This is a genomic window from Bacillus sp. 3G2, from assembly GCF_044324725.1.
Lineage (GTDB): Bacteria > Bacillota > Bacilli > Bacillales > Bacillaceae_G > Bacillus_A > Bacillus_A mobilis.
Genome location: NZ_CP172246.1, coordinates 1838650 through 1850501, shown reverse-complemented (window position 1 = coordinate 1850501; position 11852 = coordinate 1838650). Strand labels below are relative to the sequence as shown.

General features: G+C 34.1%; 12 protein-coding genes and 1 pseudogene. 2 read left to right on the top strand and 11 right to left on the bottom strand.

What is annotated here, in order from left to right; all coding sequences use genetic code 11:
- Nucleotides 1–19 precede the first annotated feature (19 nt).
- The 3 genes from ACHZK0_RS09465 to ACHZK0_RS09455 form a co-directional block, all read right to left on the bottom strand.
- Entirely contained in the window at nt 20–1033 is a 1014-nt protein-coding gene (locus tag ACHZK0_RS09465) for an AI-2E family transporter (RefSeq protein ID WP_098586559.1), read from the bottom strand.
- A 177-nt stretch (nt 1034–1210) separates the two neighbouring features.
- The gene (locus ACHZK0_RS09460) at nt 1211–2821 is read right to left on the bottom strand and encodes an amidase family protein (RefSeq protein WP_395761476.1); all 1611 of its coding nucleotides are present in this window, start codon (nt 2819–2821) and stop codon (nt 1211–1213) included.
- 106 nt (nt 2822–2927) lie between these two features.
- Complete coding sequence (locus ACHZK0_RS09455; RefSeq protein WP_097864462.1) at nt 2928–3062, bottom strand: hypothetical protein; 135 nt, start codon at nt 3060–3062, stop codon at nt 2928–2930.
- Nucleotides 3063–3245: 183 nt separating this feature from the next.
- On the opposite strand from ACHZK0_RS09455, the gene ACHZK0_RS09450 reads away from it, so the two are divergent.
- Nucleotides 3246–3665 (top strand): GNAT family N-acetyltransferase, encoded by a 420-nt coding sequence (locus ACHZK0_RS09450; RefSeq protein WP_395761475.1) that lies wholly within the window; start codon nt 3246–3248, stop codon nt 3663–3665.
- Nucleotides 3666–3822: 157 nt separating this feature from the next.
- Here ACHZK0_RS09450 and ACHZK0_RS09445 read toward each other — a convergent pair whose 3' ends face one another.
- The 4 genes from ACHZK0_RS09445 to ACHZK0_RS09430 all read right to left on the bottom strand — a co-directional run bounded on the left by ACHZK0_RS09445 (nt 3823) and on the right by ACHZK0_RS09430 (nt 6626).
- On the bottom strand, nt 3823–4425 hold the full coding sequence (locus ACHZK0_RS09445) for a nitroreductase family protein (RefSeq protein WP_001277029.1): 603 nt from the start codon (nt 4423–4425) through the stop codon (nt 3823–3825).
- Nucleotides 4426–4482: 57 nt separating this feature from the next.
- Nucleotides 4483–5133: a DsbA family oxidoreductase gene (locus tag ACHZK0_RS09440; protein WP_061676839.1), complete on the bottom strand. Its 651-nt coding sequence runs from the start codon at nt 5131–5133 to the stop codon at nt 4483–4485.
- Between the two features lie 71 nt (nt 5134–5204).
- The gene (locus ACHZK0_RS09435) at nt 5205–5636 is read right to left on the bottom strand and encodes an Rrf2 family transcriptional regulator (protein ID WP_270343339.1); all 432 of its coding nucleotides are present in this window, start codon (nt 5634–5636) and stop codon (nt 5205–5207) included.
- A 120-nt stretch (nt 5637–5756) separates the two neighbouring features.
- Nucleotides 5757–6626 carry a LysR family transcriptional regulator gene (locus tag ACHZK0_RS09430; protein ID WP_270343340.1) on the bottom strand — a complete coding sequence of 290 codons (870 nt, stop codon included), beginning with the start codon at nt 6624–6626 and terminating at the stop codon, nt 5757–5759.
- Nucleotides 6627–6723: 97 nt separating this feature from the next.
- Here ACHZK0_RS09430 and ACHZK0_RS09425 point away from each other — a divergent pair, with 97 nt between their 5' ends.
- Nucleotides 6724–7629 carry a DMT family transporter gene (locus ACHZK0_RS09425; RefSeq protein ID WP_098374603.1) on the top strand — a complete coding sequence of 302 codons (906 nt, stop codon included), beginning with the start codon at nt 6724–6726 and terminating at the stop codon, nt 7627–7629.
- 42 nt (nt 7630–7671) lie between these two features.
- On the opposite strand, the gene ACHZK0_RS09420 is transcribed toward ACHZK0_RS09425, so the two are convergent.
- From ACHZK0_RS09420 to ACHZK0_RS09405, 4 genes and pseudogenes are all read right to left on the bottom strand, one after another.
- Nucleotides 7672–8292: a YcnI family protein gene (locus ACHZK0_RS09420; protein WP_262743183.1), complete on the bottom strand. Its 621-nt coding sequence runs from the start codon at nt 8290–8292 to the stop codon at nt 7672–7674.
- 33 nt (nt 8293–8325) lie between these two features.
- Nucleotides 8326–9975 carry a copper resistance CopC/CopD family protein gene (locus ACHZK0_RS09415; protein WP_262743182.1) on the bottom strand — a complete coding sequence of 550 codons (1650 nt, stop codon included), beginning with the start codon at nt 9973–9975 and terminating at the stop codon, nt 8326–8328.
- Between the two features lie 479 nt (nt 9976–10454).
- Nucleotides 10455–10586 (bottom strand): annotated as a pseudogene (locus ACHZK0_RS09410) (glyoxalase); the annotation flags it as partial.
- A 42-nt stretch (nt 10587–10628) separates the two neighbouring features.
- The gene (locus ACHZK0_RS09405; protein WP_098374604.1) at nt 10629–11636 is read right to left on the bottom strand and encodes a CgeB family protein; all 1008 of its coding nucleotides are present in this window, start codon (nt 11634–11636) and stop codon (nt 10629–10631) included.
- Between the last annotated feature and the right edge of the window lie 216 nt (nt 11637–11852).

Sequence of the window (11852 nt, the reverse complement as noted above, 5' to 3'; positions counted from 1 at the left end):
AGAAAACATCAGTTATTTTCTATTTTTTAATCGATTCCTCATTATTTACATTCAGTACATCTAATAAGAAGATGAAGATTGGTATACCAATAATAAGCCCCCATATTCCAAGGAAATGCTCTGAAAAGATGAGAATCATAAATGTATAAAAGATTGGTAAATTCGTTTTCGCAGACATGAACTTCGGGTTTAAAAAATAACTTTCAAGAGCATGGATTATTGTAATGAACACAAGTATGTATACAACGTACATAACTCCGCCTACGTTATAAGCAATAATACATAGCGGGAACAAGGAAATGATTACACCGGCAACAGGAATTAATCCTAGTAAGAAAATCATGACAGCTAATACGAGAAGCTGCGGAAATCCTAAAACGATTAATGCAATGACAGTAAGAATACAATTGACAATTGCAATTAAAAACTGCGCTTCAATTACTTTACCGAACGATCTTGCAAACCTTTCACCAAAATATGCAATCTCCTCATAAAAAACCTTCAAACTACTATCTTTAAATTTCGAAGTAAATGATATGATGCGTTCTTTTTCTAACAAGAAAAATAAACTTAAAATAAGAGAGAGTAGTATTTGCAAACTGACTTTTCCTATATTTGCAATCGATTGATATATGACATCTACACCTTGTTCTATATATTTTGATACTTCCATCCCATTAATTGTTGAAAGTGCATATTTAATGATCTCATTATCAGGTGGATTTTGAAAAAACAACCTAAACTGATAAATCAATTGGGAAATTTGTATCGTTAGCACAGGTAAGTATTTATATAATGTTGTGCCGATAAAAGTAACTAATATGATATACAAACATGCGATAACAATTTTCCGATTCACTTTCAATTTCTTTGAAATAAAACGTTGAAACCGATCCATTAAAAATGTCAGTATAAACGTAATTAATATTAAATTGATCATACTTTTTAATCCATATAATACAAGCGCTACTATTATTAAAACGAGAAACCGTTGGAACCCTCTACTTCGAAAGAAATTTTTCACTTCATTCATTAAGATTTAACCTCCCCCTTCAATGGATGGAAATTGAATATATTACATTTTATGAACTTCTATAGACAATCTTTCTTACTAATTGAGAAGAATCCTTTTTTTCTTTTAATAATGTTAGATTCTTTTTATATTAGCCGACCAACATAATTTAGTGGCGCTCTTTTTTCGGTTATCCTTTTACAATTTTGGTGATTTTCTATTTTTAGACTGTTTTTCATACGCATATCCAATATTGAACAGATCCTTTTCACCGAATTGCTTCCCGACAAACACTGCACCTACTGGCTCGCCATTGTTATCATATCCTGCTGGTACCGCTAATTCTGGATAGCCAGCTACAGCTGATAGAAGAATTTCTTCGTTGTTAATCATAACTAAAGCATCCAAACCTTTTTCTACTAAATACCTATCTAGCTCTTTTCTTGCATTTTCTTGACTCGTTTGCACTACTTTTTGAAACTCATCTTTCGTTATAGCAGATTTTTCAGATCCCTCAATTAATGTTTGTCCATATTTTATTCGTCTATTACTATCTTTTTTATTAAACGTTATAATCTCTTCTAGCGATTTTACCGGTACATTTTTTTGCTTTGAAAGATAATCGTTAACATTATGTTTGAACTCATATTCTAATGTTTGTAGATTATCTACACCCCCATCGTTTAACTGAATATCATCAGTCAAGATCGCACCTGCATCTTGAAGGTCTTTTCTAATCTTTTCTGCTACTTTTTTTCTATTCTCATCTTGTCTATCTATTGAAAATAGTACGCCTACTTTTTTCCCTTTCAATCCGTCTATTGATAAGTCCTTCGTATAATCGATTCTTTCTTTATCTTTCATTTTTTCTGTCATAGCATCTTTTTCATCATAACTTACCATTACGTTAAATAACGTTGCTGCATCCTTTACCGTCCTTGCCATCGGTCCTGCTGTATCAAGTGTTTCAGCTAATGGAATAATGCCTGATCTACTCACCATACCTAGTGATGGACGTAATCCAACTACTGATTGCTGCGTCGCTGGTGCTACAATTGATCCAGTCGTTTCCGTCCCGATTGCAAGTGGTACAAAATCTGCGGCAACTACTGTAGCAGATCCAGAACTTGATCCCGATGTATCAAACGTAATCGGACCGTACGGATTCAAATTTTGTCCTTTTTTCCCGCTATATCCGCTAGGCATTGTAAAGGATAAATAATTTGCCCACTCAGACATATTCGCTTTTCCTAAAACGAAAGCACCTTCTTCTTTCAACTTCTTCACGATCGTCGCATCTTCATCTGCAATCCAATCTTTTAACACATACGTGCCCGCACTTGTCGGCATCACCTTTTCCGTTTGTATATTATCTTTTACGATAACTGGCATGCCGTATAAGTTCGACTTCTTATTGAAAGATCTTTCTTTATCTAACTTTCGCGCTTCGTCCATTGCATTTGGGTTAATCTCTGTAACAGCATTTAATGATATTCCATTTTGGTCATGTTGCTGTATTCTAAAAAGGTACATACTCGTTAATTCTTCATATGATAATTTCCCATCATCAATCATTTTTTGAAGCTCATCTACAGTCGCATTTACGACTTCTTTTTCTTTTATCTTTATATTTTCTATGTTAATGCCTTTCAACTGATTATGTATCGGTTTTAACACTCTATCTTTATCATATACGATACGCTTCGGTTCCTTTGGAAAATAATTTTTATACATGTAATACCCTCCGGCACATGCCAACAGGACAATACCTCCAGCAATCGACAACGTTATCTTTACCCACTTTTTCATGTTGTTACCTCCACTCTAAAAGTTGCTAAATTGTATTGAAAAAGAGAGTTATCCTTATAACTCTCTCTAATTGAAATGCTACATGAAAAAATGAAGAATTTCAATTTCAATACTTCTTTTTTTGCATTTGCTTCGCTAATAATTCTTTCACCTGATTATATGTTAATCCTGAATTCTTATTTAAACGTTTTACTTCCTCAACATCAGTACCTACTACTGTATATTGTTTCTCATCATTCATTTTTCCACTTCCCTTTCTATTGCATTATTTCTAATATTTTTCCCCTAAACTCATATAAATTAATACAAATAAGGAAACTATACGAAATTCGATAGCTAAAGGAAATTCAGTTACATAAGAGGAAAAGATAAAAAAATGTCGAATGTATATATTTGTTGAATTTAAGGGTTTGGAGGGTACATTTTGAAAACATATGAGTTTAAACATAACATTCCAACATTGGAAGCGTATAAATATTTATGTGATTCTGTTGGATGGACTAATTATATGAATTTTGAAGTGGCGGAAACTTCACTGAAAAATTCTATTCACTGCATCACAGTAAATGATAACGAAAAAATTATCGGCATGGGTAGAATTGTCGGTGATGGATCTATCTATTTCTATATTCAAGATATAGTAGTTCATCCCGATTATCAGAAACATGGTATCGGGAAAGAAATCATGCATCGTTTAGTTACATACTTACATGAAAATGCCCCTGATAAAGCGTTTGTCGGTTTGTTTGCATCAGAAGGTAAAAAATCGTTCTATGAGAAATTTGATTTTAAAGATTACTCACCAAATATGACGGGAATGTTTACTGTCATTTCAAAAACATAAACATAATAGATTTTTAATTGTAAGGAAACACTTCGGTTCATATGAAGGAATTTGTTCTTGCAGTATGTGTTTATCTTTAACATTACATACGAAAGGAGAGTACATATATGGCTCATATGTACTCTCCTTTTATTTCACTCTTTACATATTAAATTTCTTAATAAAATTTCACTACATCTTCAGTAGGTAAAAATGTTCTTTCTCCTGGTTGTTCATTTGGCTCACCAAATGGCATTTGTCCTACTAAGCTCCACTCAGCTGGAATGTTCCAAGTTTCTTTCACTTCAGCATCTACAATTGGATTGTAGTGTTGCAGGGATGCGCCAATTCCTTCAGCTGCTAATAACATCCATACAGTATGTTGTAACATTGCATTTCCTTGATGAGACCAGAATGGGAACTGATCTTTATATAATGGTGCATTTTCTTGCATTTTTTCTACTGTTGCTTGATCTTCAAAGAATAACACAGTCCCAACACCTGTATGGAAACCTTTTAATCTTTCTACAGTCGCTTCAAAGTTTTCTGCTGGTACGCGGGCTCTTAGTGTTTCTTTAACAATATCCCAAAACTTTTCATGCTCTCCATCCATTAATACAACCATACGGCCACTTTGCATATTGAAAGATGTTGGTGCGTGTAAAGCTGTTTTTAAAACTTCTTCAATTCTTTCTTTCGTAATTGCATCGTTTTTTGTTACTTTACGAATAGAACGACGGTTCACGATTGCTTCTTTTAAGTTTGTTGTAGTTGCTGACATGTTAATTCCTCCAAATATTTGTTTTATAATTTATTTTGTTATTTCATAACAAGCGATTTAGCAATATCCATCTGTATTACACTGCATTCCTTCAAATGAATTTGTTTTTTCCTTTTCAATTTCTTTATCAATTACTCTTTGTAGCGTTTCTTTACTAGCAAGCCCTTGAATGACTTCATCTCCAATCATGACTGTTGGAACAGCCATAATATTCGCTTCATCATATGCGTGCTGAATCGCTTCTTGATGCTTTTTTTTATATTTTCGATTTACTAAAGCATCTTTAAATTCAGCTTCAGGAAGACCTACTTCTACCGCTAATTTTGTTAAAACATCAATATCTTCAATATTTTGCTCTTCTTGGAAAAATGCTGTGAATACACGGTGATGATACTCATTTCCAAGTCCACGTTCTTTCGCAAATTGACATCCTTCAAAAGCTAAATGTGTATATGGATGCGGAGAAACACGCGGCAAACGCATATCGATTCCTAACTTTTTCGCGGTTGGAAGAATGAAAGCGTCCCATGAACCTAATTTTTCCGGCTCATTCCATGGATCTATTTTTGAATATGGACTTGGACGTAATTCAAATGGCATCCATTCAATCTCTACATCATTCTCTTTCGCTACCTCATCTAATGGACCTTTTGCTAAAAAACAAAATGGACATATAAAATCTGAGTATACTTTCATTTTTACAGTCATAATTTTTACACCTTACCTTTATAGTTGTAATCGAATCAGTTACATTAATAACAAAAAAATATAAATATGATTTAAGCATTCATTTTCTCTTGCAAAGTTTCAAACAACTGCCCCATCGTAATATTTCTTAAAACTTCTTCCATCGCAGATTGCGCTTGTATTAATATAACTTCTAATACAGCTTGAATATTCGCTCCAATTGGACAATCTGGATTTGGTTTCTCGTGAATATGAAATAGCTTGTCTTCTTCGACTACATTTACTGCATGATACACATCCAACAATGTGATTTCATGTAAATTCTTTAATAATCCCGCACCACCTGGGCCGCGATTTACATATACAAATCCAGCTTGCTTCAAGTACGACATCATTTTACGAATGACTACTGGATTCGTATTTACACTTTCAGCCATATAGTCTGAAGTACAAAGTGAAGATGGATTGTTTTTCAAAATAGATAAAATATGAACAGCTATAGAAAAGCGGCTACTAATTTTCATCGTGATCACCACCTCGATGTAATCATTATAGTTACAACAAAAAGATAAGTCAATCCTTTTCATAAATTTTTTATAAGCAAATTAAAAAATGTCCCATTAAGATATATGGGACACCTCTTTTCATTCTCCAAATAGAACTTGAAATTCCTCAATAAATAGCTGCACAGCGATTGAAGAGTCCTTTAATGAAGGAACAGCTAAAGCAATTTCTCTCCATACTTGCGGCTCCAATTCTCTCGTTTGCACATTCTGTGGTAAATTCGTTAAAGATAATTCAGCTAATATTGCAATACCTAGCCCTTCTTGAATCATATTTAAAGCTGTAGTAACGGTCGATATTACATACTCAGCCCGAAGTGGTACATTGGCTTGTTTAAACATATCAATAATGGGTGGTTCGTATCCGCCCTTACATAATATGATCGGTTCATTCTCTAAATCACTAATTGTAATAGAGTCCTTCTTACAAAGAGGATGATCCTCTCTTAATATAGCAACCATTTTTCCCTTCGTTAACGGGACAATCTCCATCTCTTTATTAGGCAAAATAACAATTCCTATATCAACAATCCTTGATATTAACCAATCTTCAACTTCTTTAATTGTTCCTTCACAAAGAACGACCTCTAAGTTCGGATACTTCTCCTTAAAATGGTTTATCATTTTCGGTAAGAAATGTGCCGAAGCACTCGGAAAACTCCCAATTCGAATCGTCCCCACTTCGTGTCCTTTCTCCATCGCAACTTCTTGTTCAATCTTCTCTACACCGTTCAAAATCTCTCTAATATGTACAAGAATTCTGTTTCCTACATCCGTAACGATTAATCCTTTTCGTTTATCACGTATAAGAATCGTAACTCCTAACTCTGACTCAATACTTGAAATGGCATGACTTACAGCTGGCTGCGTCATATTTAACACCCGAGCAGCCTTCGTAAAACTACCTAACTCAACAGTTTTTATTAATACTTGCAGTTGTGTAATGGTCATAACTAATCACTTATACTCCTTATAAAAAAGATTCATTTTATTTATTACAGTCGATATCATATCATAGTGAAATGAATAACAACAAGGAGGTCTTACCGTGACACAGCTTTCTCGAACTAAGACGGCCATAATCCTTACCTTTCTCGTTTTCATGTGGGGAATCAATTGGCCTTTATCTAAGTTTGCTCTGCATTATACACCACCCGTTTTATTTGCAGGCGTTCGAACTTTAATTGGAGGATTCATTTTACTCCTTTTCGCATTACCGAAATACAAAGAGTTACACTTAAAAGAAACTTGGCATTTATACGTTATTTCTTCTTTACTTAACATCATTATATTTTACGGATTACAAACTGTTGGCCTTCAATATATGCCTGCTGGTTTATTTTCCGCCATTGTATTTCTACAACCTGTTTTACTCGGCATTTTCTCATGGATTTGGCTTGAAGAATCTATGTACGGCTTAAAAATTTTCGGCCTTGTTCTTGGATTTATTGGCGTAGGTGTTATTAGCTCTAGTAGTTTAACTGGACATATTTCTATTGTCGGAATCCTTCTCGCGTTAGGATGTGCGATTGGCTGGGCACTAGGTACAGTATTTATTAAGAAAACTGGTCACCGTGTGAATGCTATTTGGATGGTAACACTACAGCTTCTTATTGGCGGTTTTTGCTTAATTGGATTTGGATCAGAGTTTGAAAGCTGGTCTAGTATCGCTTGGAGTATACCGTTTGTTAGCGTACTACTCTTTATTTCATTCTTTGTTATTGCAATGGGCTGGCTTGCATACTTCACACTCGTTGGAGCTGGTGAAGCAAGTAAAGTTGGGGCTTATACATTCCTCATTCCACTAATCGCTATTATTGTAAGTTCAATTTTCTTACATGAGGCCATTACTATTAGCTTATTCATCGGACTATTATTTATTGTGGTGAGTATTTGTTTCGTAAACATAAAGCCGAAAACACTTGCTGTAAGACAGCAGGTTGAAGTGAAATAAATATGAGAAAGAGCCTACTGGTTGTAGGCTCTTTTTTATATCTTATTTTTTACGACGTACTACAAAAACACACGCACCTACTGACGATACAATCGCTAAAATAGATAAGACAATTGCTATTACTTGCATATTACTAGTACCTTCATTCTTTTCTACATTAGACACTTCACCATGTTCTCCTGTTAATGACGTACCTTTTGCAATTGTAGTAAGTGAATGTGGTTTTTCAGCTTTCTCATCGCCTGTCCATTCAACAATTTCACCGTCTTTATATTGTTGATATGCATCCCAAGCTATTTTTTGTTCTTTATCCGGATTTTTAGCGACGAAAGTAAATCGCTGGAACTGGCCGGGTAAAATCCCTTCTCCCGTTGCTTCCCACACTACAGTTTTAACTTTTCCAGCATTATCTTTCTGCTCTTCCACTTTCCATCCTGGCACGGGTTCGTACTGTTGAAACTCCACTCCAGACGGTATTTTCAGTGTAACTTTTGTCGTTGCTACATTCTTTTCAACCGGTACTTTTATCGTGTAAGTCTCCCAAGAATTAACGTCCGAAATCGCTGGTTTCACAGTGACGTGCGCACTAACCGGTAACGAAAAAATGCCCATCGCAATAATTGTTGCGATCATTGTTGTGCCAAATTTTTTTATACGTTTCATTTTCAATTTACTCCTTTTATTTATACCTTCTCTTTATCTGCCGCCTACTATAAATTTATAATCCGCATCAAAGCTATCAAGAGATTTTGTTAATCCGTGCACTTGTATATTCCAGTTTCCTGTCATGTTAATATACATACCTTCCGCTTCATATTCTCCTGGTGAAACGGCCGAAACTTTAAATGAGCCTTTTCCCATGTTCATATCCAATGATTGCGTAGTTAAAATAATTTGCTCCATATCGGTAACAGGTTGTCCGTTCTCATCCTTTAAAGTAATATGGAATGTATTTTGTCCTACTTTATTAGGACTTACATGTAAAGTAAGTTCATATCCATTATCTAATTGTTTACTCTCTGTAAAAGGTCCAGTAGGTGGCATCGGCGGTGTTTGTACGTTTGTCATAAAAGCTACGATTACGAAAATAATAATTCCTATGATAAACTCTACTTTCAGCGTAGCGCCTAATCCTTGCTTCGCTCTCATTTTCCCTTTCACATAATGAGCAATTCCCAATATCCCCATGAAAATGAATAAAAGTATTTTTGCTAATAAAGCTAATCCATACTTCGTATCAAATAACGAGTGGATTGTTGGAATAAAAAATGTACTGTTAAAAAGACCTGTTATTAAAATCACGATGACAGCACCTGTTGCCCACGGTGAAAAACGCTTAATCATATCCCAATACATACTCCACTTGTCATCCTCTTTACGTAAAAGAAGAATAATGGTTGATAGACCGCCAATCCATAATGAAGCTGCGAATAAATGTAGAAAGTCCATAACGACAGCAATTTCTTTAAACTTTAAACCATATGCGTGACTATTAAAGGCTTTCATAACCAGTATCCCAATAAACAATACTATCGGAATGCTCCATACTTTAAACGACGATAGCTTTTCACACTTCATCGCAAAATACGTAACGATTATAAGCAAACTAATAAGAGCCATTTGAGTGAGCCATACGTAACTAAAAACAGAGAGCTGTAATGTTTCTTTTAATAGTAAAGGATCGAATGCTTCTATCCATGAAACATCAGCATTTATTTTCGCTTGCAATGGTAGATTGAATAGTAAACTAATGAATATGCCAATTAATGAGATCCATATTATTTTTTTACTTCTTGATTGAACCGAGATTGCATTCCCTTTGTACATAATAAGATTAAAGAATAGCACTCCTATAAATAGTGAGAAACTTGTATATAGAACGCCACGTTCCATAATCATATCTATTTGCGGGACATATCCCATCTCTTCTACTTGTATATCGTCTGCTCCCGCTTCTGCTGATCCAATTCGGAATGGAATCACTCCTTGAATAGGATGACCGTCAGCTGAAATCACTTTCCACTGAATAGAGTAGAGTCCGTTTTTCAAATTTTCTTTTAACCCTGCTTCTAATAATTTTTTATTTTTCTTATCGATATGAGCATCTTTTAAATCTACTCTTGTACCTGATGTATCTCTTACAAACAATGTATTAAAATGCGAAACTTGTATATCCTCATCGAATTCAATCTTCACAACAGCTGGTGCTTTCTTCAACGTTTCATTTTCAGCAGGGTTGGATTTCACAATGTACGCATGAGCAGATGCACTTTTTGGTATCGATATAATAAGCACACATATAATGAATAGCCATGCCCCTAACCTTTTCATTACTTTCACAATCATTTCACTTCTTTCTTACTAATCGCTATACTTCCATTTCTTAAACTTCCCAAGTTCAATTCCCCAGCGAAATATTAACCTGATTAAATATAAATTGCTATATAGTATAACTCCTTATTTCTCTCTCACCTCTAAACTTCCAATAAAATAGTAACTACCTTCATAGATACAACTTACATTTTTAAAGTCGATTGTAATTATATCATAAAATATATTTATGTAAGTTCCTGAAGAAGAAAAGTTATCGTGAATCATTTGTGAAGAAAGTGTGAAATACATAAAGTGAAACTTTTATCAGTGGTTGTTTTTGTTCCCCCCTAATTATTAGCCCACGCCAGTCAGACCTTTATGGACGGGAAGCTCCCACCTAACTCTCTCATATTCGCAGACTTTTGAGGTGGTAGTCTTATCGCTCGCAAATAGCCGAAGAAACAAAAAAGGCATTACGTTATTACGCAACACCTTTTCTTAATACAATTCTTTTACTTCTCTTCCAGATAATCACCATAATCAATGCTCATTTCTTTTGTATCTGCTGGGTTAAGATAAAATAACCTTCTATCATGCTTATTAATGGGGAGTGTATGCTCTAATGCTCTAATACCTTGTTCTTTAAACATTTTATGTTTCTGCATATCCTATCCCTATTTTAAAATTTAGCTTTCTTTTTTAGGATTAACGCTAATTATTTCCAATAAATCTTTTACCCTTTTATCATATGTATGTTCGATTAGTGTTCTTCTAAATCCTTCCATCGCAATTTTATTTCTTTGTGCTGGATTTTCCAAATACCTTTCTGCTTTCTCTATAAAATCAACCGATGAAGTAAATGTCTCAATTTGCACCCCCGGAATATAGCACTTTTCCAAATCTGAACGAATATCCGTCATTTGAAAAGCACCTGTACTAGCTATTTCGAATGTACGATTATTAATGGAACAAGCATTTATTTTCACTCTATTTATATTAAATGTTACATCCTCTATCGATCGATGTATGTTCATGTTAATTTTACTTTTTTTATAATATTCCATACTATTTTTATAAACCAAAAATGGTAAAAGTATAATCTTATCCTTCAATAATTCATAGTTTTTTAGTCTATCCCAATTACATCCTATAATTAAGGTGTTTTTAGTCACTAAATACTCTGCAATTGAATCAATAAACGCTAGCCGATTATCAAAAGCAGTCCCTATGAAACTAATATCAAATAAATAATCCTCTTCCGTACGTATCGGCGTATATGCAGGAGGTTCTGCCGCTAAAGGCAAGTAATAAACATTATCGCAGCCTAAATCTTTATAAAAATCAATACATCCTGTATCTTGTGTAAAAACATAATCATAATCAAGCACTAAATTTTTTGTCACATCTGTAAAGTAAGGATCATCTGTAAGCCAGAGTGCAGTCGTAAAATTATATTGTTTTAACTCTTGAATTCCCTTACTTATTCCTTCTTCAAAACCATGGAATACAATAATGAGTGAGGGCTGTATCTTTAAAGCTGTTTTCACCAAATTTTTGTATGTTACCATCGTTACATTACCAATTGCTTTTTTCAAACTATTAAATATAGATTCCTCTAACACCGGAAAATATACAGAAGCACCAGATTTAACAAATAATACGTTAAAATTTTCAGCACTATATGAAATCGTCACAAATAGCCACGCTCCAATACCTGTAATTAACTTTTTATATTATATTACCTAAAAATATATAGTTGGCTACAAATTAGTCTCCCCTGTAACATATTGCCGCGGAAGAGGAGCATAATCAGCTCATTCTACATCTTTATATAAGATATGACTTTCTTATAAAATGTATAACTTTTTTGTCACCTCTCACAAATACATAAATAAAAAGGAGTTACATTA